The following is a 24218-nucleotide window of genomic DNA, read 5'->3' as shown; positions in this document are numbered from 1 at the left end:
CATGCGTCAGCTTCTTGCGGTCGCCCATTGAATCAGGACATTTCCGGTTGAGTCCCTGCTCCGTGCGCAGTAAGGTCGCCGCTTCGGCCAGGTAGTGAAGTCATTCATGGTTTTTCCCGTCGTACACCGCTCCCTGCGCATGGCGCCTCTTGCCGTTGCCGCGATGCTGATGGCTGCGTGTTCCAGTGGCGGCGGCAGCAAGCCCGTCGCTCCCACGCCGCAGGCCAATCAGCTTTACGCGCAGCTGGACCAGGCCAGCAAAGGCTATGAAACGGCGCTGACGCAGGCGCGCGCCGGCAACGCCCAGGCCTCGCAGCAGACGCTCACCACGGCGCTGGATCAACTGCAAAGTGCCTCCGCGCATTGCCCGTCGACGCCGGGCTGCGATCCGCAGCGTTTCTTCTCGGCGTTCGATCGCCTGTTGCGCCTGAAGGATGGCAACTTCGACCTGGGCGACGATATGGGCAGCATGGGCGCCGACCTGCCCGAAGGCAGCGAAGCCGGCAAGACCGGTGCGGCCAGCCTGCCCGAGGCGCAGCGCAGCGTGACCCTGCTGCGCGGCCAGCAGCTGTCGCAGCTGATCGCCATGAATGGTCCGGTGAAAGCGGCTCTGGAAATGTGGCTCACCCAGTGGCGCGGCAACCTGATGGATGCCTACGTCAACTACCAGTTCCTGCGCTATCAGATGTGGCCGGAATACCAGAAGCAGGACCTGCCCGAGGCGCTGCTGTTCGGCATCATGGCCAAGGAATCGGGCGGCAAGGTGCATGCGATATCGCGCTCCGGCGCTGCCGGGCCGCTGCAGTTCATGTACGCCACCGGCCTGCGCTTTGGCCTCAATACGGAAGATGGTTTCGACTCGCGCTTCGATCCTGCCGAGTCCGCGCGCGCCAACGCGGAGTACATGGACGAGCAGCTCAAGGCGTTCAACAACAACCTCGAGCTGACCCTGGCCGCCTATAACGGCGGTGAGGGCCGCATGCGCCGACTGGTCGGCGACAACACCACGGTGAGCCTGTACGACCCCACCATCTACAACCAGCTCTCGCAGGAGACGCGCGACTACGTGCCCTCCGTGCTGGCGGCGGCATGGCTGTTCCTGCATCCGGAGAGCTACAACCTGCGCTTTCCGCACGTGGATGGCGCGCAGGGCAGCGTCGTGTTGAAGCGTCCCGCGTCGCTGACCGAGCTCACTGTTTGCCTGGGCTCCGCCGCCGGCATGCAGGATGGCTGGTTCCGCACCTTGCGCAACCTCAACCCGCGGCTGGATCCGCAGGTCAGCCAGCCCACCGGCGTGCGCATCATGCTGCCCAAGGTGCTGGAGAAGTCTTACGAAGCGCGTTGCACCACGGGGCCGTGGCCGATCCTGGCGAACGACCTGCACACCGCGGTGATCCCGGTGGTGCCTTCCTCGCCGTCACCGCCGCCTGCGGCTCCATCGCGCAGTTCCAGCACGTCGCGCACGCGCAACTACACGGTCAGGCGGGGCGACACGCTCACCAGCATCGTCAGCAAGGCGAGCTGCTCCTCGGTGCAGGAGGTGTCGGAGATGAACGACCTCAGGCATCACCAGATCAAGCCGGGGCAGGTGCTCAAGTTGCCGACTTGTCGGTGACGCCTGCGCCTTAGCCATCGCAACAACGAAAAGCGCCGCCTTCGAGGGCGGCGTTTTTTCATGGGCGAGCGGGAGGACTCAGGCCGCGGCAGGCGCCTGCATCCAGGTCTGCATGGGATCGGCGCGATGATCTTCCTTCAGCCCGCGCAGCAGCCGCATCAGGTCGCGGTGGTGCGGCTGCAGGTTCGGGTGCGGGGTGTTCTTGGTCTCGTGGTAGGCCACCGCCAGCCACAGTGCGATGCCGCGCATGGCCACCTCGGGGTTGTCCGAGCGTGCGCGGGCAAGGCCGATCTCGGTGCCCTGGCCCCAGGGCAGGTAACGCTCTTCCGGGGGCGTGCCGTACAGATGCGGAAAGTCGCCGCGCGAGGCCTGGCCGATTTCGCGTAGCGCCATGGTGCCGAGGCGGGCGCGGCTGCGCTTGGGCAGGGCATGGATCTGGCGCTCGATTTCGCGCAGCTGCCTGCCTAGCTGGCGACTGCGGTTCATCGCGATGAGTCGGGTGACGATGCGCATGGACGGTCCTCGGTCTGGCCTGGGGATGGCGCTCGCGCAGGGGCGTCGCCGAGCGGGAGCATAGCCGCGCCCGGCGCGGGGAATGCGCCAAAAAGGTCACAAAACGACGAAACGCGTCACTCGCGGCGTCAATAAATTGACGGGCGGCTTGCTTAAGCCCCGACTTCCACGCCCAGGCGCTGGCCCACCTGCACATGTTGCTGCGAGGCCAGCTGATCCAGTTCCGCCATGCCTTCGGGGAACAGCATGATCACGGTCGAGCCCATATTGAAGCGGGCCATCTCGGCGAATCGCTCCAGCGTGATCTGCTGGCCGGCGAACGACTTGCGACGGATCGACGAGGCATACGGCGGTATCACCAGCCCGTCCCATACGGTGGCCACGCTGGAGACCAGGATGGCGCCCACCATCACCACCACGAACGGGCCGTGCTCGCCGTCGAAATGGCAGACCAGCCGCTCGTTGCGCGCGAACAGGCGCGGAATCGCCTCCACCGCAAACGGCGCGACGCTGAAGATGCGGCCGGGCACATGCACGGTCTCCTTCAACGTTCCCTTCAGCGGCATGTGCACGCGGTGATAGTCGCGCGGCGACAGATAGATGGTCGCAAAGCGCCCGTTGCGGTACGGCGTGGCGCTGGCCTCGTCACCGAGCAGTTCCGCGGCGGTGTACTCCTGGCCCTTAGCCTGGAAGATGCGCCCATCAACGATCTTGCCCATCTGGCTGATCTTGCCGTCGGCCGGCGAAATCAGGGCCTTCGGGTCGGCATCGGCACGACGCGCATCCGCCCGCAGCTTGCGGGTGAAGAACGCATTGAAGTGCTGGTAGGCGAGCGGATCGGGCTGCGCCGCCTCGGCCATGTTCACCTGATAGTTGCGCACGATGGTGCTGATCAGGAAGTTCTTCCACGGCTTGAAAGTCCAGCGCGTGGCCCAGTAGACCACCCGCGACAGCGCGCGGTGGGGCAGGATGTATTGCAGGAGTACGTTGAAGGTCATCCCGCAAGTATGAACGATGACGGCGTCGATTGCCTCGGGCCGGGGCGCATCGGGGAAGGTCGGCGACCGGGCGGGCCGCCGACCTTCGTTTCTTAGTGACCTGACCCCAGCAAAGCCCAGCCGGTCGGATAGCTGGCGATGGCGGTGGCCTGCCAGATGTTGCTACCGGGCGTGAAGGCCCCGTACGTACTCGTGTACCAGGTCAGGCGTCCCGGCGCCTTCGGCGTGGTGGCCGCGTTGGCGGTGTCGTTGCCCCAGAGCAGCACGGCTTCGTTCGCTCCATCCATATTGCCGGTGGCGCCCAAGTAGTCACCTTGGTTGATCGGCAGGCTACGGATGGCATTGAACGTGGTCAGTCCTACATTGCCTTGCTGGTCGTAGTAGCGTACCCATTCGTACTGCGTGAACTGCATAGCGGCATCGTTCTGCACATACACGTTGATGCCGCCGCCGTCGCCGGCGAGAGCCGTCCCGATGATGTGACCCTGCGGGTCGTAGTTGCCCAGGAAAGTGGACGTGAAGCCCGAATCCGTGCCTGCCCATAGGTAGACGTCATGGGCGTCGCTAGTCCACAGCAGGTCCAGGTGATTGGATAGCAGGAAGTGTCCGAACCCGGCCACGTGATAGCCGCAGGTCGCCTTGATTACCTTTCTTTCCAGCACGGTGGCGCCTTGCATGCGCCAGTAGCCGAACTCGCACTTGCTGTCGTTCCACCACAGCAGATCGGCGTTGTTGTCGCCGTCGATGTCGCCTGCGCCCAGCAACTGCCAGCCTTCCGGGTACGTGCCGATGTGGATGGAGTCGAAGCCCGTACCGTTGGATGCCCACAAGAAGAGTTTGCGGTCGGCGTTGGTGAGTACCAGGTCGACCATGCGATCGCCGTTGAGGTCGCCCGTGGCGCCGACGTAATAGCCGGCGGGCACGTGAAATGCCTTGCGTGCGCCTGCGATGTACGGCTGGGGATAGGTGTCGCCCCAGCCTGACAGCCAATAGCCCACCTCATTTTTCTCGGCGTTGACCCAGAGCAGGTCACTCAGGCCGTCACCATCGACGTCGTTTGGCGCGACATAGGAGTAGTCCGCGCGAAACACTTCATTGGCTTCCTGCAGAAAAGCAGGCCAGGGCGTCACCGCCGTTGAGCCACCCGTGTCGGTTTGCGCCATCGCAGGCATAGAGAAACCCGCAGCCAATGCGGCCGCGATGACCAGCTTCCTTACGTTCATGTTTTCCCCTTGTTGAGTGAGTGCGACCCAGCGGACAGGTCCCCTCCCATGGCTGGTCGCGGGCGGATTTTTGCGAGCGCGCTCGGCGGCCCACAATTGGCCAAAGGGGGTGCTGGCCGCTAACTGTGAATTCCATCCACTTTTGGACGGCCGGGGTGGCCCCCGGCAGCGGCGGGCGGCCCCTGGCCGGCAGCGGCTATACTGTGCGACCCCTTCACGACCATGTGCCCGCCGTGACCCACGAACTCGCCTCCATCATCGACTTCATCCGCTACGGCGCCAGCCGCTTTTCGGCGGCCGGGCTGACCTTTGGGCACAGTCACGACAATCCCATCGACGAGGCCACCCATCTGGTGCTGGCGAGCCTGCACTTGCCGCCGGATATCCCGCCGGCGTATGGCGCGGGCCGGTTGACCAGCGAGGAGCGCGAGCGCGTGCTGGCGTTGATCGAGCGCCGCGTCAACGAGCGTCTGCCGGTGGCCTATCTGGTGGGTGAAACCTGGTTTGCCGGCCTGAAGTTCAAGAGCGATCGCCGCGCCCTGGTGCCGCGCTCGCCGATTGCCGAGCTGATCGAATCGGGCTTCCAGCCGTGGCTGGATCACCGCCACGTCGAACGCGCCCTGGACCTGTGCACGGGCTCGGGCTGCATTGGCATCGCCATGGCGGAGTTCAATCCGGACTGGCAGGTCGACATCGTCGACATCAGCGATGACGCGCTGTCGCTGGCGCGCGAGAACATCGTGTTCCAGCACGTGGAAGGCCGCGTCGAGGCAATCAAGTCGGACCTGTTCAACGGCCTGAAGGGCCGTCGCTACGACCTCATCGTGTCGAACCCACCGTATGTCACCGAAGACGAATACGCCGCGCTGCCGGGCGAGTACAGCCACGAGCCGAAGCTCGGCCTGACCTCGGGCGAAGATGGCCTGGACATCTGCGTGCGCATGCTCAACGAAGCGGCCGATTACCTCACCGAGGACGGCCTGCTGATCGTGGAAGTGGGCGAGAGTGAGCGTCAGCTGGGTGAGCTGCTGCCGGAAGTCCCGTTCGTGTGGATCGAGTTCAAGGTCGGCCCCATGGGCGTGTTCGCCCTGGAGCGTCGCGACCTGATCGAGCACGCCGAGGCGATCCGCGCGGCGGCCGAGGCGCGCAAGGGTCGCTGAGCGATCATGCAGCTGATCACGGCGCGGTTGCGTATCGATGCCCTGCATGAGGGCGATGCGGCCGCGCTGTTTGGGTATCGCGCCGATCCCGAGGTGTCGCGCTACCAGGGCTGGCGTCCGCAGACGCTGGCTGATGCGGATAGTTTCATTCGAACCCAAATGGCACTGGATAAGCCGCCGCAGTGTCGCTGGTTTCAGCGCGCCATTCGCAGGAGCGATGACGACGCCTTGCTCGGTGATGTTGGCTTCTGTCTCTCCGACGGGCAGGCTGAGATCGGCATCACCATCGCACCTTCGGCGCAGGGACAGGGCTACGCCAGGGAAGCGCTGGAGGCGCTGTTCCATGACTTATTTGGCAGCCTGGGCGTCCATCGCATCTACGCCTCGGTCGACCCGCGCAACACCCCGAGCATGGCCTTGCTGACAGCCGTCGGCATGCGCCAGGAAGCCCATTTCCGCGAGAGCCTGCTGTTTCGCGGCGAATGGGTGGACGACGTGGTATTCGCCTTGCTGGCATGCGAATGGCGAGATCGCGCCGCAAACGACGCAGGAATTGCTGCATCGCGCTAAGCTGTGGCGGTTATCCCGCAGACGATCGAGCCTCGTGTCCAGCAACTCCTTCGGCAAACTGTTCACCGTCACCACGTTCGGCGAAAGCCATGGTCCGGCCATCGGCTGCGTCATCGACGGATGCCCGCCCGGCCTGTCGATCGACGCGGAAGAGTTCCGCACCGATCTTGATCGCCGCGCCACCGGCAAGAGCCGCCACACCTCGCAGCGCCGTGAGGCAGACGAGGTGGAAATTCTTTCCGGCGTCTACGAAGGCAAGACCACCGGCACGCCGATCGCCTTGCTGATCCGCAACACGGATCAACGCAGCAAGGATTACGGCAACATCACCGAGACCTTCCGTCCGGGCCACGCCGATTACACCTATTGGCAGAAATACGGCATCCGCGATCCGCGTGGCGGCGGTCGTTCCTCGGCGCGCGAAACGACCATGCGCGTGGCGGCAGCGGTGATCGCGAAAAAGTGGCTGGCCGAACGCTACGGCGTGCGCGTGCGCGGTTATCTCGCGCAGATCGGCGATATCACGCCGGGCTCGTTCGACTGGAACGTGGTCGAGAAAAATCCGTTTTTCTGGCCCGATGCACACGAGGTGTCCACGCTGGAGTCGTACATGGATGCGCTGCGCAAATCCGGCGATTCCGTCGGTGCGCGCGTCAACGTGGTGGCCGACGGCGTGCCGCCGGGCTGGGGCGAACCGATCTACGGCAAGCTCGATGGCGACCTCGCCTCGGCGCTGATGTCGATCAACGCGGTGAAAGGCGTGGAGATCGGCGATGGCTTCGGCGTGGTCGCCCAGCACGGCAGCCAGCATCGCGACGAGATGGCGATGGACGGCTTTGCGTCCAATCATGCGGGCGGCATTCTCGGTGGCATCAGCACGGGGCAGGAGGTGCTGGCCTCGATTGCGCTCAAGCCGACCTCGAGCATTCTCATTCCCGGCCACAGCGTGAATCTGGCGGGTGAGGCGGTGGACGTGGTGACCAAGGGGCGTCACGACCCCTGCGTCGGCATCCGCGCCACGCCGATCGCCGAGGCGATGATGGCGCTGGTGCTGATGGACCACGCGCTACGCCATCGCGCCCAATGCGGCGACGTGGGCGAGGTTTTGCCGCGTATTCCCTGAGCTCTCCCGGTCTCTGTTGGGGCCGGGCCCCGTACGAAGAAGATCGTTGATGACTGCCAAACCGAAAGTCTGGGTATCGCGCCCCTTGTTTCCCGATGTACTGGCCCGCCTGGCCGAACATGTCGAGGTCGACGCCGAAGCCGTGGAACACCGCCACTCGGCCGATGAGCTCAAGCGCAAGCTCGCCGGCGTCGACGGAGCCATCGTGGGCCTGGCCGATCGCATTGATGCCGGCGTGCTCGAAGGCAATACGCGGCTGAAAGTGGTCGCGAACCTTGGGGTGGGCTACAACAACCTGGATGTGGACGCGCTGACCCGCGCCGGCGTTCTCGCCAGCAACACGCCAGACGTATTGAACGAAAGCGTCGCCGACTACGCCTGGGCGCTGATGCTCGCCGCGGCCCGCCGCGTGGGCGCCGCCGAACGCTGGCTGCGGGCCGGGCAGTGGCCGGGCAGCAATATGCGTTTCGACGACTGGCTGGGCCTGGATGTGCATGGCCGCACGCTGGGCATCCTGGGCATGGGCCGTATCGGGCAGGGCATCGCCCGCCGCGCTGCGGGCTTCGATATGCGCGTGCTCTATCACAACCGCTCGCGCCTCCCGGAAATGATCGAGCGCGAGTGCCAGGCCACCCTGGTCAGCAAGCCCGAGCTGCTCCGCCAGGCCGACTATCTGGTGCTGGTGCTGCCGTTCACGCCGGAGAACCGGCATGCCATCGGCGCGCCCGAGCTGGCGCAGATGAAGCGGTCGGCAGTGCTGGTGAATATCGCCCGCGGCGGCATCGTCGACGACGCGGCGCTCGCGGTGGCGCTGCGGGAAGGTAAGCTGGCGGCGGCCGGGCTGGACGTGTTCGAGGGCGAGCCGGCCGTGCATGCGGACCTGCTGGCGCTCGACAACGCCGTGCTCAGCCCGCATATCGCCAGCGCCAGCGAAGAAACCCGCCGTGCGATGGCCAACCTGGCGGCGGACAATGTGATCGCAGCGCTTGGCTTGGGCGAGGCGGCGGGAAAACCGCCGACCGCGCTCAATCCGGCGGTTTTGGCACGCAGGTCTGCACATAAAGCGTGATGACATTCACGCCCGCGCGAGTCGCAGGTTGTTTTGCGCGCCGCCCCGGCTAGATTTCCGCTAACGCGGAGATCGGGACGGTTTTCCGATTCCTCCTACCTGATTACGGAACATGAGCAAGAAGAGCAGCTACAAGGTGGCAATGGTCGGCGCCACCGGCGCCGTGGGCGAGACCCTGCTGGCGATCCTGGCCGAGCGCGAATTCCCCATCAGCGAACTGGTCCCTCTGGCCAGCGAGCGCTCCGCCGGTGAGAAAATCAGCTTCGACGGCAAACAGGTCACCGTGCGCAATCTTGCCGACTACGATTTCGACGGCGTCGACATCGCTTTCTTCTCGGCCGGCGGTTCGGTGAGCCGCGAACACGCGCCGCGCGCCGCTGCCGCGGGCGCCGTGGTGATCGACAACACCTCCGAATACCGCTACCAGGACGATATCCCGCTGGTGGTGAGCGAAGTGAACCCGCACGCCATCGCCGAGTACACCACGCGAGGCATCATCGCCAACCCCAACTGCTCGACCATGCAGATGCTGGTGGCGCTGGCGCCGATCCATCGCGCCGTGGGCATCGAGCGCATCAATGTGGCGACCTACCAGTCGGTGTCAGGCGCCGGTCGCAGCGGCATGGAAGAACTGGGCAAGCAGACCTCCGCGCTGCTCAGCTTCCAGGAAGTGGAAACCAAGAAATTCCCCAAGCAGATCGCCTTCAACGTGATCCCGCACATCGACGACTTCCAGCCCAACGGCTACACCAAGGAAGAAATGAAGATGGTGTGGGAGACGCGCAAGATCCTCGAAGACCGCACCATCCAGGTGAACCCCACCGCGGTGCGCGTGCCGGTGTTCTACGGCCACGCCGAGGCGGTGCACATCGAGACGCGCGAGAAGATCAGCGCCGAGCAGGCGCGCGAGCTGCTGGAACGCGCCGACGGCGTGGTGGTGATGGACGAGCGCAAGGCCGGCGGTTATCCCACGCCGGTGGGTGATGCCGCCGGGCAGGACCCGGTGTTCGTCGGCCGCATCCGCGAGGACATCTCGCACGAGCGCGGCCTGGACATGTGGATTGTCGCGGACAACATCCGCAAGGGTGCGGCGCTCAACGCCGTTCAAATCGCAGAACTTCTGATCGAGGACTATCTGTAATGAAGCATGTGCTGACCGGGTTGGTGATGTGCGCTCTGGTATCCGTGGTACCCGCTCGGGCGGCACAGCCGTCAACCTCGCCGGCTGCACAGGCCGCCGATCAGAAACAGTTGGATCAGGCCATCGAGAAGCAGCAGGCCGCGCTCAAGCAGCTGCAGGGCGACGTGGCGCGTGAAGAAAGCAAGTCTCACGACACCGATGCCAAGCTCAAGCAGCAGGATCAGACCATTGCCGAGCTCCAGGCCCAGCTGAAGGCCGCGAAGGCGGCCCCCCCGTCCACCGGGCATTGAGGGCAGGCGGCGACCCCCGGGTCGCCGTTTTACGAGAACAAGCACCTGCAAAGTGCTGTAAATACTGATCAACGCTATTGTTGATTGGCTTGTATCTAACTAAAGTGACGCCTCGTTGCAGGCGCTGCCGTTTTTCGGCATGCGGATAAGAAAACGTCACGGGGTCGTTCGGGGGAAACACGATGAATCGTTCGTTGAAGCTGTCGATGCTGCTGGCGCTTGCCCTCGGCAGCAGCCAGGCAGCCGCGCTGGAACTGGGTCAGATCCAAGTGAAATCCGCCCTCGGGCAGCCGCTGCTGGCCGAAATTCCGCTCAATCCCGCCAACGCGGCCGAGCTGGAGAATCTCACGGCCCGGCTGGCTTCCTCCGAGGATGCGGCCCAGGCCGGCGTCGCGGCCGGTCCCACGGTTCCCCTTTCCTTCGCGGTGGTGGATGGCGCCAACGGCAAGAAGGTGATCCGCATCACCAGCGCCGCCCCCGTCAATGACCCCTATCTCGACCTGCTGGTCGAAGTGAACAACGCCTCGGGCAAGAGCCTGCGCGAGTTCACGATTTTGCTCGATCCGCCGGGCGCCGCCGTTGCCAGCGTGCCGGCGACGCGTGCGCCGACCCAGTCCAGCGGCAAGTCGTCCCGCCACGCCACGGCGACCCCGCCGGCCGCGACCAGTACCGAATCCACGGCTGCCGCTCCCGCGCCGGCCGCAGAACCCAAGCCGGCCAAGCCCGCGCCGACGCCGCGCGTGGCCGCCAATGGCACGTTCACGGTGGAGCGCGGCCAGACGCTGTCCGCCATCGCCCACGAGACCGCGCCGCAGGGCGTGGACATGAACCAGATGCTGGTGGCCCTGAAGACGGCCAATCCGGACGCCTTCTATCGCGACAACATCAACGCCCTGAAGAGCGGCGCGGTGCTGCGCGTGCCGTCCAAGGAAGACGCCCAGTCCATGACCGCGGAGGCCGCGGTGGCCGAAGTGCGTCGCCAGAACAGCGATTGGCGCTCCGGCGCTGCCCGCACGCCGACCACGGTGGCCGACGCCGGCACCCGCGCCAACGCCACCTCGGCGCCCACCTCGGGTGCGGCCGGTGGCGATCACCTGGCCCTGGTTCCCGCAAAGGAAGGCTCGGACAACGCCGCCGGTCGCGGCAGCAAGGCTGATAAGGCCGCTGCGGAGAAGGGCATGGCGGCGCTGCACCAGGACCTCCTGCGCAGCCAGGAAGCCCTCACTTCGCTGACCAAGCAGGGCGATGAGCTCAAGTCGCGCCTGAAGGACCTGGAAGACATCAACAGCAAGAACGAACGCTTGCTGTCGCTCAAGGACAACGAGATCGCCGAGCTGCAGCACAAGCTGGCGGACGCCCGCAAGACGGGTGGCCAGCCGGCCGCAGCGGCCTCGGCGCTTGCCTCGGCACCCGCCAAGGCTGCCTCGGTGAAGACGGCCGAAGCCGATACCGTGGTGAAGGCCAACGAGCCGGCCACCACGCCGGCGGCAGCTGCAACCGTTGCCGGCGTCACGCCGGCTGCCAGCACCAGCGCACCGGCCCATGCCAGCACGGCAGCGCTCGCCGCCGCCAAGCCCGCTGCGGCCAAGCCTGTAATCCAGGCCAAGCCCGCTCCCGTGGCGGATGAAGAACCTTGGTTCATGCAGACCTGGGCCTGGGGTGCGGGTGCGGCGGTGGTCGTGCTCGGCCTGCTGGCTGCGCTGCGTGGACGCAGCCGCAAGACGGCGGCCCCGGCAGCGGCAGGCGCTTCGTCGCTGGCCGATCGCTTCGGCACCGTCCCCAACGGCGAGGGCCTCAGTGCCGATCCCGATCAGGACGAGCTGCTCGACCAGCTCGCCGAGCATCCGGATGACATCGGCCTGCACCTGGAACTGGTCAGCCTGTACTACAGCCGTCGCGACGTCGATCATTTTGAAGCCGCCGCCGAAGCCATGCATGCGCATATCTCCGACGAGCAGCAGCCGGAGTGGGTGGATGTGATGCACATGGGCGAAGACCTGGTGCCGGAGCATCCGCTGTTTGCCCATGGCGCTGTACATGCACACGCCGACGACGAGCACGAGGCACTGGATCAGTTCGACCTCGGCAACTATGCCAAGGATCACAACGACATCCCGCCGATCCCGACGCCGTCCGTGCAGCATGCGCCGAAGGTCAGCGGCTATCACTTCGACTTTGACCTGACCCCGCGTCCGGCGCAGGGGCAGGCTGGCGCCGCGGCATCGTCCGCCGCGAAGGAAGAACCGGCAGACACGAGCTGGCACTTCGAAGAGCCCGAAGGCGAGACCCTGGTCGAAGAGCACGCGCACAGCGTGAATCACGGCCTGGACCATGATCTGGAAGCGGAAGGCGAGCACACCCTGGGCAACCAGCTCGGCGGTCATTTCACCGACGATCCGGTGGATACCAAGCTCGACCTGGCGCGCGCCTACCTCGACATGGGCGATCCGGATGGCGCACAGGCCATGCTGGACGAAGTCCTGCACGAAGGCACGCAGATGCAGAAGGACGTGGCCAAGCGCTTGCTCGAGAGCATCCGATAAGCAGTGAAGCCGGCGGCTGCGCCGCCTCCGAAGGGTAAATAGTGAAAAACGGCGCCTTCTGGGCGCCGTTTTGCTTTTTCCCTTTACTATTCACTCTTTACCCTTCACTGCTCTCCCATGCGCATCGCTCTAGGCATCGAATACGACGGCACCGAGTTCTCCGGCTGGCAGCGGCTGACCCATGGCGAGACCGTGCAGGGTGCGCTGGAGCGGGCGTTGTCGTTCGTGGCCGCACAGCCGGTGGAAGTGACCTGTGCCGGGCGCACCGATGCCGGCGTGCATGGCCGCTGCCAAGTGGTGCATTTCGACACCGACGTGCAGCGCGACATGCGTGGCTGGATGCTGGGTACCTCGTCCAACCTGCCGAACACCGTCGCCGTGTTGTGGGCGCAGCCGGTCGATCCCATGTTCCATGCGCGCTTTTCCGCGCGCAGCCGCCGCTACTGCTATCGCATCCTCAATCGCCAGGTGCGCGCCGCGCTCGACGCACGCTATGTCACCTGGGAACGCCTGCCGCTCGACGCCGAGCGCATGCATCAGGCGGCGCAGGCCCTGGTCGGCGAACACGACTTCACCGCGTTCCGCGCCATCTCCTGCCAGGCGGCGCATGCGCGTCGCCAGGTGCATGCGGTGAGCGTTCGACGCGAAGGCGAACACGTCATCATCGAGATCGAGGCCAACGCCTTCCTGCATCACATGGTGCGCAATATCGTCGGTTCGCTGCTGCCGATCGGTCGCGGTGAACAGTCGGTGCGCTGGATGCACGAGCTGCTGGAAGGCCGCAGTCGCGACGTGGCTGGTCCGACCGCGCCTGCTTCGGGACTCACCTTTATCGGGCCGCGCTACGAGGCGCAATGGAACCTGCCCGCGGAGGTGACGCAATGACCCGCATCAAGTGCTGCGGCATGACCCGCATTGAGGACGCACTCCTCGCGGCGCAATTGGGTGCCGATGCCATCGGGGTGGTGCTGACGGCGCGCAGCAAGCGCCGTGTCACGCTCGAACAGGCGCAGGCCATCGTGCGTGCCTTGCCGCCGTTCGTGAGTTCCGTGGTGTTGTTGATGGACGACGAAGCGGGCTTTGTTCGCGAGGCGATCGAGGCGATCCAGCCGGATCTGCTGCAGTTTCACGGTGCGGAGTCGGATGACTGGTGCGCGCAGTTCGGGCGTCGCTATCTCAAGGCCATCGCGATGGGCGAGGGCGCTGCCGCATTGCCCGGCCTGCGTCGTTATCCCGGTGCGTCGGGACTGCTGCTGGATGGTCACGGCCTGGGCGAACCCGGCGGTAGCGGCAAGTCGTTCGACTGGTCGCTGATGCCGCGTGACCTGACGCAGCCACTGATACTCGCCGGCGGCCTCACGCCTGCCAACGTTGCCGAAGCCATGCGCATCGCCAAGCCCTGGGGCGTCGATGTGGCCAGCGGTATCGAGTCGGCGTCGGGCATCAAGGATGCGCACAAGCTGGCGGATTTCATCGCGGCAGTCCGCCGGGCCGACGACCAGCGCATGTAAACGCCGGCCCGCTGCTAGCATGGCCGCCAGCCTTGCCGCCCAGGTTTCGCATGCCCGTACCCATCGAAGCATTCCATTACGAAGGCCAGCCCGATGCGCTGCAAGCCATCGTCGGAGGCGATCGTCCGCGGGTCATTCGTGGGTTGGTGAAACACTGGCCGCTGGTCCAGGCGGCGCGCGAGTCGGACCGCTCGTTTGCCGGGCAGCTGATGGCAGCGGACAACGGCTCGCCGGTCGATGCGCTGTTGATGCCGCCCGAGGCGGATGGCGTGGTCGGATATCGCGGCGACGCCGAGGCATTCAATTTCACCCATCACCGCGCATCCGTCACGCAAGTGCTGCAGCGCCTGCTGCAATTTGCCGAGGCCGCTGACGCACCCGGCATGGCCTTGCAAAGCGCTCCCATCGCCGGCTGTCTGCCGGGTCTGCTTGAGCATCACCGCTTGCCGCTGCTCGACGAGGCGGTGAAGCCGCGCCTGTGGATCGGCAATCGCGTCACCACGCCGGCGCACTTCGACGAGTACGAGAACATCGCCTGCGTGGTCTGCGGCGTGCGCCGCTTCACGCTGTTTCCGCCGGAGCAGGTGCGCAATCTGTATATCGGTCCGTTGGACTTCGCGCCGACCGGCGCCGCCATCAGCATGGCGCGCCTGGATCAATTGGATGACCCGCGTTATCCGCGCCTGCAGGAGGCGGTGGCGCATGCGCTGGAGGCCGAGCTCGAGCCGGGCGATGCGATCTATATCCCGCCGATGTGGTGGCATCACGTCGCCTCGCTGGGCAAGCTCAACGCGCTGGTGAACTACTGGTGGAAGCGCACGCACGGCAGCGCTCTGGCGCCGAACACGCGCCTGGGCGGGCTCTTGCATTGCATCCTGCTGTTCAAGTCGCTGCCACCCGCGGAACGTGCCGCCTGGCGCGAGCTGCTCGACTACTACGTGTTCGACGACGAAGATCCCGCGGCGCATATTCCCGCAGAGCGTCGCGGCTGGCTGGGCGAGCTCGACGAGGAACAATCGCGCAAGCTGCTTGAGCGTATTCGCCAGTACCTGTGAGCTTGCGTGATGTTTTCCACAGCCAATGTGGATGCACGCAGGCAAAGCTTGTGGACAAGTGTCCTATCTCGTTGACGGCAAAGATGTCCTGACGCGTTGATGCGAGTTTGCGCATCGCTTGCATCGTCGTCGCGCAGGTTTTCCACAGCGCATGTGGATGCCTGCGGGAAAAGCTTGTGGATAGGTGGGCTATCTCACTGACGCAAAAGCACTCGGCACGCATTGATGCGCAAATGCACAGCGGGTCAGCTGCCTTGTTCGGCGAAGGCGGCCTTCAACCACTCGGCGAGCGGTGCGACTCGCGCATCGGAAACGCGGGCGGACGTGACCAACACCCACTGAGGGCGTATCTCGTGGAACCCCCACGGCGCCAGCAAACGTCCCGATGCCAGATCGCCCGCCACCAGTTGCGCCGGCGCGATAGCCAGTCCGCGTCCCGCCACCGCGGCTTCGATCATGTGATACAGGTGCGGATAGCCCTGTCCCAGCGTCAGCTGTTTTGCGGGCAGGCCCATGCTCTGCGCCCAGTGGTCCCAGGCCTCGGGACGCGATTGCGTATGCAGCAGCATCTGCTCCTGCACGGCCTGCGGGAGACTGCGTGTGAATCGTTGCGCCTTGGCGTAGCCCGGGCTCGCCACGGGGCCGATGCGCTCGTTCGCCAGCACAGTCACCTGCCAGCCGGCCGGCCACGGCGGTTCGCCTGCCATGATCGCCGCGTCGAGTCCGGCCAGTGTTTCATCGAAGCTGGTTTCCTGCGGGCGCAGATGCAGGTCCAGTTCCGGCAGCTCCTCCATCAGTCGTTCGAGGCGGGGAATCATCCAGCGGGCCAGCAGGCTCACCGGGCAACCCAGCACGAACGGCGCATGTGCCGTGCCGGTGCGCAGCTCGTCGCAGGTTTCGCGCAACTGGACGAAGGCCGCCGTGCTGGTTTCGCGCAGGCGCTGACCGGCCGGCGTGAGCGCGAGGCCGCGCCCCTGGCGCTGGAACAGCGACGTGCCCAGGTCTTGCTCGAGTGCGCGAATGTGCCGGCTCACCGCGCCGTGGGTGACATGCAGCTCGGCCGCGGCCCGGCTCACGCTGCCCAGGCGGGCGGCGGCCTCGAAGGCGAGCAAGGCGTTCAGCGAGGGCAGGGCGCGAGGCATGGTACCTGTGAGTTTTCCTGACAGATGGAAGCTATCATATCGCTTTTTGGAGCCGACCCTTTCGAGTAGCTTGGGCCAGGTCTTTCTGTGACTTTCCCGAGTGGCATCCATGAGCAAGATCGACTTCAGCGCCTATCCCGACGAACACGGGCGCTTCGGCAATTACGGCGGCAGCTACGTCGCCGAAACCTTGATGGCGCCCCTGGCCGAACTCACCGAGGCTTATCTGCGCCTGCGCAAGGATCCGGAGTTCATCGCCGAGCTGGATCGCGACCTGAAGTACTACGTGGGCCGTCCCAGCCCGGTGTATTACGCCGAGCGGCTCAGCCAGCACGTGGGCGGCGCGCGCATCCTGCTCAAGCGCGAAGACCTCAATCACACCGGCGCGCACAAGATCAACAACACCATCGGCCAGGCGCTGGTGGCCAAGCGCATGGGCAAGCCGCGCATCATCGCCGAGACCGGCGCCGGCCAGCACGGCGTGGCCAGCGCCACGGTGGCGGCGCGCTTTGGCCTCAAGTGCGTGGTCTACATGGGCGCGGTGGATATCGAGCGGCAGAAGATCAACGTCTACCGCATGAAGCTGCTGGGCGCCGAGGTGGTGCCGGTGACGTCGGGTTCGAAGACGCTCAAGGACGCGCTCAACGAAGCGATGCGCGACTGGGTCACCAACGTGGCCGACACCTTCTACATCATCGGCACCGTCGCCGGTCCGCATCCGTATCCGCTGATGGTGCGCGATTTCAATGCGATCGTAGGACGCGAGGCGCGCGAGCAGGTGCTGGAACAATTCGGCCGACTGCCGGATGTGCTCACGGCCTGCGTCGGCGGCGGTTCCAATGCGATCGGCCTGTTTCACGCGTTTCTCAACGACGAAGGCGTTCGAATCGTCGGCGCGGAAGCGGCAGGCGAGGGCATCGCCACCGGACATCACGCCGCTTCGCTGGCGGCGGGTCGCCCGGGCGTGCTGCATGGCAATCGCACCTATGTGCTGTGCGACGACAACGGTCAGATCACCGAAACGCATTCGGTCTCTGCCGGTCTCGACTACCCCGGCGTGGGACCTGAGCACGCCTTTCTGAAAGATGCCGGCCGCGCGGAATACGTCGGCGTCACCGACGACGAAGCGCTGGAAGCCTTCCATCTGCTGGCGCGCACCGAAGGCATTCTCGCCGCGCTGGAATCGAGCCACGCCGTGGCGCAGGCAATCAAGCTTGCCCGTGAATATCCGAAGGATGGCCTGGTGCTGTGCAACCTGTCTGGCCGAGGCGACAAGGACGTGCACACGATTGCCGCGCGCGAAGGAGTGCAGGTATGAGCCGCATCGACCGCCGCTTCGCCCGTTTGAAGGCCGACCGGCGCACCGGCCTTATCCCATTCGTGACCGCCGGCGATCCGTCGCCGCAGCACGCCGTGGCGCTGATGCATGCGCTGGTCGAGGCCGGCGCCGATGTGATCGAGCTGGGTGTGCCGTTCTCCGATCCGATGGCCGATGGCCCGGTGATCCAGCACGCCAGCGAGCGAGCCATTGAGAAAGGCGTCGGCCTGGCCGACGTGCTTGGCTGGGTCTCGGCATTCCGCCAACGCGATGCCGATACGCCCATCGTGCTGATGGGCTATCTCAACCCGATCGAAATCCATGGCTATGCGCGCTTCGCCGCTGAGGCAGCACAAGCCGGCGTGGACGGCGTGCTGGTGGTGGATTGCCCGCTGGAGGAATCGGCCGTGCTGGAGCCGTTGCGCCAGGCCGGTCTGCAGCAGATCCTGCTGGCCGCGCCGACCACCGCACCCGGGCGTATGGTGCGCTTGTGCGGGTCGGCCGAGGGTTTCCTGTACTATGTATCGTTCGCCGGCATCACGGGCGCGGCACGACTGAGCACTGGCGATATCGCAGCCCGCGTGGCCGATATCCGGTCGATGTCGAAGGCCCCGGTGGCCGTGGGTTTTGGCGTGCGCGACGCGCAGTCGGCCAAGGCCATTGCCGGCTTCGCGGATGCGGTGGTGATCGGCAGCGCGCTCGTGGAGCGCCTGGCCGGCGCGGAAGATGTCGCTGACATCACCGCGCGGGCGAAGGATTTCCTGGCGCCCATCCGCGCCGCGCTGGATGCGCATTGAGAACACGCTGCGTTCATGACGCGGCGTCGCGTCATGAACGTTTGAGGTGTTGCGATGAACTGGCTCCAGAAAATCATGACTCCCCGTGCCCGCACGGATGCCACCGGCAACGCCGGCAAGGGCAAGGTGCCGGAAGGCGTGTGGGAGAAGTGCGGTGGCTGCGGCACGGTGCTCTACCGTCCGGAGCTCGAACGCAACCTGATGGTCTGCCCCAAGTGTGGCCACCACCACACCATCGAGGCGCGCCTGCGCCTGGATGCCTTGCTTGATCCGGGTTCGGCGCAGGAGCACTGGGCCAGCATGGAGCCGAGCGATCCGCTCAAGTTCCGCGACACCAAGAAATACCGCGACCGCATCGTGGCGGCGCAGAAGTCCACCGGCGAGAAGGACGCGCTGATCGCCATGAGCGGTCGCCTCAAGGGCCGCCCGCTGATGGCCGTGGCTTTTGAGTTCAGCTACATGGGCGGCTCGATGGGTTCGGTGGTCGGTGAGAAGTTCACCCGCGCCGCCGAACGCGCCCTGGCCGAGCGCAGCGCCCTCGTGTGTTTCGCCGCCACCGGCGGTGCACGCATGCAGGAGTCGCTGTTCTCGCTGATGCAGATGGCCAAGACCTCCGCTGCGCTGGCTCGCATGCGCGATGCCGGCGTGCCGTACATCAGCGTGCTGACCCATCCCACCACGGGCGGCGTATCGGCAAGCCTGGGCATGCTGGGAGACATCAATGTCGCCGAGCCGAAGGCCTTGATTGGCTTCGCCGGTCCGCGCGTGATCGAGCAGACCGTGCGCGAGACACTGCCGGAAGGCTTCCAGCGTTCGGAATTCCTGCTCGAGCACGGCGCCATCGACCTGATCGTCGATCGCCGCGAAATGCGCGACAAGCTGGCCGACCTGCTCGGCATTCTGATGAAGGCGCCGCGCGTCGCGTAAGCGCCACGCTGCGTTGATATGCAAAAACAGCGCCCACGCGGCGCTGTTTTTTTTGTGCCAAGCCTTCACGACCTCCCTGTGGGAGCGCACCCTGTGCGCGACGGTGCAGCGCGCACAACTCGCACTTTCCACATGCTCCATCGAAGTCGACAGCAAACGGATGCGGGATGCGCGCCTGATCGATACTGAGGCAGCATGCGTCGCGCACAGGGTGCGCTCCCACAGGGAAGTGCCACACAGGAGTGCAGTCTCGAATCTTTTCCACAGTTCTCGTGGATAGCTCCTGCATAAGCCTGTGGACAACTGCATGCCATGGCTTTGCCGACAACGACTTGCGACACCGTGCTGATCTTTTGCTCAGCTGCGCCGATCTTTTCCACAGCGATTGTGGATGTCACTCGCGCAAACCTGTGGATAAGCAACGCAACTCGTTGCTGCGCAAGGCAGTCATTACGCGATGACGAAATAGTGACCAGTGATGCCGGCGCATGACAGGCCGGTTTTCCACAGCTGATGTGGATGGTCGCGAGCAAAGCCTGTGGATAGATGACCTATCTCACTGATGCCAAAGCGATGGCGACGCAGTGATGGCGAAATGCGCAACGCACGCTGCGCTGGTGGGCAAGCGGGCTTTACGCCACCAGCACGTGCAGCGGCAGCAGCCACAACGACAATGCGCCGAGCGCACTGCCGATCACTGTCGCGGCAATCACGTCGCTCGGATAGTGCAGCCCGAGGATCACGCGCGATGCGCCTACCAGTGCGGTGAAGGTCAGCAGCAGCGGCGCGAGCAGCGGATACCAGGCAAGCGCCACGACGGTGAAGCTCACCGCCTGCAGCGTGTGGCCCGAGGGGAAACTGAATTCATCCAGCGGCGGCACATGCGCGATCACGCCGGGGCAGGCGCGGAACGGGCGAGGGCGGCGCGTCCAGCGCTTGAGCAGGCGATAGAGCAGCAGCGCGGTAAGACCGGTAAGGGCCATCTGCGCGGCAGCCAGCAACCCGCGTCGGCCGTCGACCAGGGCCAATACTGCCATCAGCGAATACCAGAACACACCGTCGCCGAGCCGGCTGATGATGCCGAAGAACACGCCGACCGCGCGGCGCGTACCCCAGCGGTTGGCCGCCACGCACATGCGCCGATCGATGGCGAAGCGCGGGCCGGCGGGAAGTTCAGGCGTGTGCAGGGGCGGCAGCGTGCTCATGCGCGTTCTCCTTAGCCAGCTCAGCCAAAAGATGCTCGAACTCGTTGATGACCGCGTCGGGCGAGAGATTGGCGATGCTTGCGTGCGCCGCACGGCCCATGTGCCGGATCAGGCTGGCGTTGGAGGCAAGCATCACGGTCGATTCGATGAAGCTGCGTTCGTTGCCGGCATCGATGCGATAACCGTTCTGGCCGGTGTGCAGATGCTCGCGCGCGGCGCCTTCTTCATAGGCCACCACCGGCAGGCCGGAGGCCAGCGCTTCGAGGATCACATTGCCGAAGGTTTCGCTCAGGCTGGGGAACGGAAACAGATCGGCGCTGGCGTAGTGCTGAGCCAGGGCTTCGCCGCGCTGCATGCCTGCAAAGATGAAATCGGGGTTGGCCTCCTGCAGCGCTGCGCGTGCCGGACCATCGCCGACCCACACATAGCGGGCTTTGGGAATCTGCTGCTGTACGGCGCGAAATGCGCGCACGGCCAGGCCGAGGTTTTTTTCCGCCGCGATGCGCCCGACGTAGAGCACGACCGGCGTATTGCCATCCACGTTCCACTGCTCGCGCAAGGCCGCATTGCGATGGCGCGGATGAAACAGCTGCGTGTCGACAGCGCGGCGCAGCAGGCGGGCGGTATCCACGCCGAGCGCGTTCAGTTCGTTGGCGAGCGCTTCGGTGGGCACCAGGGTGGCGGCGGCGCGACGATGGAAGTTGCGCAGATAGTTGCGCACGATCGGCGTGAGAAAGCCTACGCCGTAGTGGTCGGCATACGCGTCGAAGCGGGTGTGGAAACCGGTGGCGGTCGGAATACCCAGGCGCTTGGCGGTGCGTACGGCTGACCAGCCCAGCGGACCTTCGGTCGCGACGTAGATGGCATCGGGGCGCAGCCGCGTCCAGCGGTCACGCAGGAGGCCTCCGGCAGGCAGACCGAAGCGCAGGCCCGGATAGCGTGGCAGCGATGCGCCGCGCACTTCCAGCGTGACGATGCCGGGTTCATCCTTGAAGGGGGTTTGCTGACGGGGACGTATCAGGTCGACCGTGTGTCCCTGCGACGCCAGTCCGGCGGCGAGGCTGTGCACGGTCAGTGCCACGCCATTGATTTCGGGTGGATAGGTTTCGCTGACTATGCCGATGCGCACTAGGGAGTACCGTTTGCTGGCCCGGCGCAGATTCCTCTGGTGGCGTTGCGGGGTCGTGGCGCAGGTATGACGCCCACATGACGGCCGTCGCGGCAGGTGTCGTCTGCGCACGCGCCCTTAGCGTTTCCATGGGTACACTCCAACCCTCTTGTCATGAAGGAGACATGCCGATGAAACGCTTTTTGCTCGCTGTTGCGCTTGCCGGCCTCACCGGCGGTCTGTTTGCCGCCGATGCACCGGGCCTGCCCGTGACGAAGGCGCCGGCGGGCGCCGAGGTCTACATCATTTCACCCAAGGACGGCGCCATCGTCGGCCAGGAAGTGACCGTGCAGTTCGGCCTCAAGGGCATGGGCGTGGCACCGGCGGGCGTGAAGAAGGAAGGCACCGGCCATCACCACCTGCTGGTGGATGTGAAGGAGCTGCCGGCCGCTGGCCAGCCCATCCCGAAGGACGATCAGCACCTGCACTTCGGCAACGGCCAGACCGAAACCACGCTGAAGCTGGCGCCGGGCAAGCACACGCTGCAGCTTGAGCTGGCCGATGAAAACCATATTCCGTTCGAACCGACGATCGTCTCCAAGGCCATCACCGTCACGGTGAAGTAAACCGTCCCAGGAACACCGACACGCCCAGGCTGACCATCCACAGCTGGGCGTGTCCGGCTACGCGGGCGCGCAGGCCGCCATCGAGCTGCACGCGCCGGTTCAGCTGCCAGGCCACGCCGGAGCCAGCCTCGGTGCCGCTGCGTTCACCCCGTTCGTGCACTTGGGCCAGCTCGACGTAGCCCACCATCGACTTGTTCAGCACGTGGCTCTCGTTGAGCGCGAAGGTGCTTTGCCCGTCGCTGCCGCTGGCCGTCTGTTCGAGATAGGCGCCGACGCCGTCGTTGTCGGTGATCTGCCGGTTGATGTCCACGCCCAGCAGGTATTGCCGGTGCTCGTTGCGCACGGCGCGATCGCCATCGGTGAATTCCACGCTGCCCAGCACGCCCCAGGTCCACTTCGCATCGGCTTTGTCGGGCGCGAATTTGAGCGCGAGGATGGTGTCGCCGCGGCCGTGGTCCCAGCTGTCGAGGCCGGGGCCGGTGGTGTGGATCGCATTGAACGGCGAGGTACCCAGCTGGGCCTCGAACGGACCGCCAAGGCCGAGTCGGACCAGGCTGTCCGTGGTGTATTGGGACTGGATCTGGCCGCTGCCCAGGTTGTCCCGGGTCCAGGTCGGAAGGCCTTGCTCGATGGTCACGTCCCCGGCATTGAGCGCTACCGGCGTGAAGCCAAGGCCGGGGCGGTCATAGCCTGGATTGTCGTCCGCGTGGGCGGCGTTGATTGCCAGCAAGCACGCCCATGCCGCCAAAAAAGCGACTGCGCGTGGGACCACGGTGATCCGTGGTCGGTTCTTGCTGCGGTATCGGCTAAAATTTCCCACTTCCTTATCGTCCCCGTCCAAGCAGCCCATGACCGTCCGCACCCGTTTTGCCCCCAGTCCCACCGGTTTCCTGCATATCGGCGGTGCCCGCACGGCGCTGTACTGCTGGCTGGAGGCACGCCGCCGCGGTGGTGAATTTGCGCTGCGCATCGAGGATACCGACCGCGAGCGCTCCACCGAAGAGGCCGTGCAAGCCATCCTCGATGGCATGAACTGGCTCGGGCTGACGCACGATGAAGGTCCGGTTTACCAGACGGCGCGCCTGGAGCGCTACAAGCAGGTCGCGGACGAACTCCTGAAGGCCGGGCTGGCGTACTACGCGTACGAGTCCAAGGACGAGATCGAGGCCATGCGCGAGGCCGCCTACGCCAAGGGCGAGAAGCCCCGCTACAACGGCTACTACCGCGATCGTAACGAGCCCTACCGCGACGATCCGAACCGAGTGATCCGCTTCAAGAACCCGCTGGAAGGCACGGTGGTGTTCGAGGACAAGGTGAAGGGCAGGGTGGAGTGGGCCAACGCCGAGCTCGACGACCTGGTGATCTTCCGCTCCGATGGCTGGCCAACCTACAACTTCGCCGTGGTGGTCGACGATATCGACATGGGCATCACCGAGGTGATCCGTGGCGACGACCATGTCAACAACACGCCGCGCCAGATCAATATCTACAAGGCACTCGGCAAGCCCGTGCCGGAGTTCGCACACCTGCCGATGATCCTCGGCCCGGATGGCCAGAAGCTCAGCAAGCGCCACGGCGCGGTGAGCGTGATGCAATACCGCGACGACGGCTTCCTGCCGCACGCGCTGCTCAATTATCTGGTGCGCCTGGGCTGGTCGCATGGCGATCAGGAGATCTTCTCCGCCGAGGAGATGGTCAAGCTGTTCGACATCGGCGACGTCAACAAGGCGGCCTCGCGCTTTGACGTGACCAAGTTGTCGTGGCTCAACCAGCATTACCTGAAGACCGAAGAGCCCGCGGCCATTGCGCCGGAATTCGAATGGCACCTCACGCAGGCCGGCATCGACTTCAGCAAGGGCCCGAACCCCGCCGACGTCATCGTCGCGCTGCGCGATCGCGTGCAGACGCTGAAGGAAATGGCCGAGCGCGCCAAGATCTGGTACGGCCCGATCACCGAGTGGGACGACAAGGCAGTCGCCAAGCATCTGCAGAACGACAGCGCCGTGGCGGTGCTCACCGAGGCAAAGAGCCTGATCGCAAACGTCGAATGGAAGCCCGAGCCCATCCACGGCGTGATCGAGCAGATCGCCGCCAAGCTCGAACTCGGCATGGGCAAGATCGCCCAGCCGCTGCGCGTCGCGATGACCGGCACGCAGGTGTCGCCATCGATCGATCACACCATTTATCTCGCGGGTCGCGAGGTGGCATTGCAGCGTATTGATGACGCCATCGCCAAGGCGAAGGGTTGATGATCCTCTCCATGCGCGGCCATCACTGAACCGCC

General features: G+C 65.4%; 23 protein-coding genes. 16 read left to right on the top strand and 7 right to left on the bottom strand.

Going from position 1 to position 24218, the window contains the following annotated elements; translation table 11 throughout:
* Positions 1 to 106 precede the first annotated feature (106 nt).
* Positions 107 to 1615 (top strand): transglycosylase SLT domain-containing protein, encoded by a 1509-nt coding sequence (locus AC1DE1_RS03635; RefSeq protein WP_477175856.1) that lies wholly within the window; start codon positions 107 to 109, stop codon positions 1613 to 1615.
* Positions 1616 to 1693: 78 nt separating this feature from the next.
* Here the strand turns inward: AC1DE1_RS03635 and AC1DE1_RS03630 are convergent, their stop codons facing one another.
* The 3 genes from AC1DE1_RS03630 to AC1DE1_RS03620 form a co-directional block, all read right to left on the bottom strand.
* Positions 1694 to 2128, bottom strand: coding sequence for a hypothetical protein (locus AC1DE1_RS03630; protein WP_441603480.1), 435 nt, complete (start codon positions 2126 to 2128; stop codon positions 1694 to 1696).
* A gap of 152 nt (positions 2129 to 2280) precedes the next feature.
* Positions 2281 to 3126 (bottom strand): archaetidylserine decarboxylase, encoded by an 846-nt coding sequence (asd, locus tag AC1DE1_RS03625; protein ID WP_441603479.1) that lies wholly within the window; start codon positions 3124 to 3126, stop codon positions 2281 to 2283.
* Positions 3127 to 3218: 92 nt separating this feature from the next.
* Positions 3219 to 4349, bottom strand: a complete 1131-nt coding sequence (locus tag AC1DE1_RS03620) for an FG-GAP repeat domain-containing protein (protein ID WP_477175854.1) — start codon at positions 4347 to 4349, stop codon at positions 3219 to 3221.
* Positions 4350 to 4582: 233 nt separating this feature from the next.
* Here AC1DE1_RS03620 and prmB point away from each other — a divergent pair, with 233 nt between their 5' ends.
* The 10 genes from prmB (at position 4583) to AC1DE1_RS03570 (ending at position 14811) form a co-directional block, all read left to right on the top strand.
* Positions 4583 to 5509: a 50S ribosomal protein L3 N(5)-glutamine methyltransferase gene (gene prmB, locus AC1DE1_RS03615; protein ID WP_477175853.1), complete on the top strand. Its 927-nt coding sequence runs from the start codon at positions 4583 to 4585 to the stop codon at positions 5507 to 5509.
* Positions 5510 to 5515: 6 nt separating this feature from the next.
* Positions 5516 to 6079 (top strand): GNAT family N-acetyltransferase, encoded by a 564-nt coding sequence (locus AC1DE1_RS03610; protein WP_477175852.1) that lies wholly within the window; start codon positions 5516 to 5518, stop codon positions 6077 to 6079.
* A gap of 34 nt (positions 6080 to 6113) precedes the next feature.
* Positions 6114 to 7202, top strand: coding sequence for a chorismate synthase (aroC, locus tag AC1DE1_RS03605; protein ID WP_477175851.1), 1089 nt, complete (start codon positions 6114 to 6116; stop codon positions 7200 to 7202).
* Positions 7203 to 7251: 49 nt separating this feature from the next.
* On the top strand, positions 7252 to 8271 hold the full coding sequence (locus AC1DE1_RS03600; RefSeq protein ID WP_477175850.1) for a 2-hydroxyacid dehydrogenase: 1020 nt from the start codon (positions 7252 to 7254) through the stop codon (positions 8269 to 8271).
* Positions 8272 to 8383: 112 nt separating this feature from the next.
* Positions 8384 to 9412 carry an aspartate-semialdehyde dehydrogenase gene (locus AC1DE1_RS03595; RefSeq protein ID WP_477175849.1) on the top strand — a complete coding sequence of 343 codons (1029 nt, stop codon included), beginning with the start codon at positions 8384 to 8386 and terminating at the stop codon, positions 9410 to 9412.
* Positions 9412 to 9702 (top strand): hypothetical protein, encoded by a 291-nt coding sequence (locus AC1DE1_RS03590; protein ID WP_441603472.1) that lies wholly within the window; start codon positions 9412 to 9414, stop codon positions 9700 to 9702. The genes AC1DE1_RS03595 and AC1DE1_RS03590 overlap by 1 nt, the downstream gene beginning before the upstream one ends.
* A 182-nt stretch (positions 9703 to 9884) precedes the next feature.
* Positions 9885 to 12245, top strand: a complete 2361-nt coding sequence (locus tag AC1DE1_RS03585) for a motility hub landmark protein FimV (RefSeq protein WP_477178898.1) — start codon at positions 9885 to 9887, stop codon at positions 12243 to 12245.
* 117 nt (positions 12246 to 12362) lie between these two features.
* Entirely contained in the window at positions 12363 to 13130 is a 768-nt protein-coding gene (gene truA / locus AC1DE1_RS03580; RefSeq protein ID WP_477175847.1) for a tRNA pseudouridine(38-40) synthase TruA, read from the top strand.
* Positions 13127 to 13756, top strand: coding sequence for a phosphoribosylanthranilate isomerase (locus AC1DE1_RS03575; RefSeq protein ID WP_477175846.1), 630 nt, complete (start codon positions 13127 to 13129; stop codon positions 13754 to 13756). Before truA ends, AC1DE1_RS03575 begins: the two co-directional genes overlap by 4 nt.
* 50 nt (positions 13757 to 13806) lie before the next feature.
* A complete protein-coding gene (locus AC1DE1_RS03570) occupies positions 13807 to 14811 on the top strand; it encodes a cupin-like domain-containing protein (protein WP_477175845.1) in 1005 nt (334 codons plus the stop codon).
* Positions 14812 to 15056: 245 nt separating this feature from the next.
* Here the strand turns inward: AC1DE1_RS03570 and AC1DE1_RS03565 are convergent, their stop codons facing one another.
* Positions 15057 to 15953 (bottom strand): LysR family transcriptional regulator, encoded by an 897-nt coding sequence (locus AC1DE1_RS03565; protein WP_477175844.1) that lies wholly within the window; start codon positions 15951 to 15953, stop codon positions 15057 to 15059.
* 109 nt (positions 15954 to 16062) lie between these two features.
* On the opposite strand from AC1DE1_RS03565, the gene trpB reads away from it, so the two are divergent.
* The 3 genes from trpB to accD are packed head-to-tail and all read left to right on the top strand — an operon-like array spanning position 16063 to position 18995.
* Positions 16063 to 17271, top strand: coding sequence for a tryptophan synthase subunit beta (trpB, locus tag AC1DE1_RS03560; protein ID WP_204635509.1), 1209 nt, complete (start codon positions 16063 to 16065; stop codon positions 17269 to 17271).
* Positions 17268 to 18068 carry a tryptophan synthase subunit alpha gene (gene trpA, locus AC1DE1_RS03555; protein ID WP_477175842.1) on the top strand — a complete coding sequence of 267 codons (801 nt, stop codon included), beginning with the start codon at positions 17268 to 17270 and terminating at the stop codon, positions 18066 to 18068. The genes trpB and trpA overlap by 4 nt, the downstream gene beginning before the upstream one ends.
* A 54-nt stretch (positions 18069 to 18122) precedes the next feature.
* Positions 18123 to 18995, top strand: coding sequence for an acetyl-CoA carboxylase, carboxyltransferase subunit beta (accD, locus tag AC1DE1_RS03550; RefSeq protein WP_441603465.1), 873 nt, complete (start codon positions 18123 to 18125; stop codon positions 18993 to 18995).
* A gap of 632 nt (positions 18996 to 19627) precedes the next feature.
* Here accD and AC1DE1_RS03545 read toward each other — a convergent pair.
* Complete coding sequence (locus AC1DE1_RS03545; RefSeq protein WP_441603464.1) at positions 19628 to 20200, bottom strand: phosphatase PAP2 family protein; 573 nt, start codon at positions 20198 to 20200, stop codon at positions 19628 to 19630.
* On the bottom strand, positions 20169 to 21329 hold the full coding sequence (locus tag AC1DE1_RS03540; protein ID WP_441603463.1) for a glycosyltransferase family 4 protein: 1161 nt from the start codon (positions 21327 to 21329) through the stop codon (positions 20169 to 20171). The genes AC1DE1_RS03545 and AC1DE1_RS03540 overlap by 32 nt, the downstream gene beginning before the upstream one ends.
* A gap of 170 nt (positions 21330 to 21499) precedes the next feature.
* Here AC1DE1_RS03540 and AC1DE1_RS03535 point away from each other — a divergent pair, with 170 nt between their 5' ends.
* Positions 21500 to 21934 carry a DUF4399 domain-containing protein gene (locus tag AC1DE1_RS03535; protein ID WP_477175840.1) on the top strand — a complete coding sequence of 145 codons (435 nt, stop codon included), beginning with the start codon at positions 21500 to 21502 and terminating at the stop codon, positions 21932 to 21934.
* Here the strand turns inward: AC1DE1_RS03535 and AC1DE1_RS03530 are convergent.
* A complete protein-coding gene (locus AC1DE1_RS03530; RefSeq protein WP_477175839.1) occupies positions 21921 to 22664 on the bottom strand; it encodes a transporter in 744 nt (247 codons plus the stop codon). The two genes, AC1DE1_RS03535 and AC1DE1_RS03530, sit on opposite strands and share 14 nt — an antisense overlap.
* A gap of 118 nt (positions 22665 to 22782) precedes the next feature.
* Here AC1DE1_RS03530 and gltX point away from each other — a divergent pair, with 118 nt between their 5' ends.
* Positions 22783 to 24183: a glutamate--tRNA ligase gene (gene gltX, locus AC1DE1_RS03525; protein WP_477175838.1), complete on the top strand. Its 1401-nt coding sequence runs from the start codon at positions 22783 to 22785 to the stop codon at positions 24181 to 24183.
* The last annotated feature ends 35 nt before the right edge of the window (positions 24184 to 24218 follow it).

The sequence above is a fragment of the Dyella sp. 05T440 genome, assembly GCF_056395965.1.
Note: the sequence above shows the minus strand (reverse complement) of the source record. Positions and strands in the feature narration are given on the sequence as shown.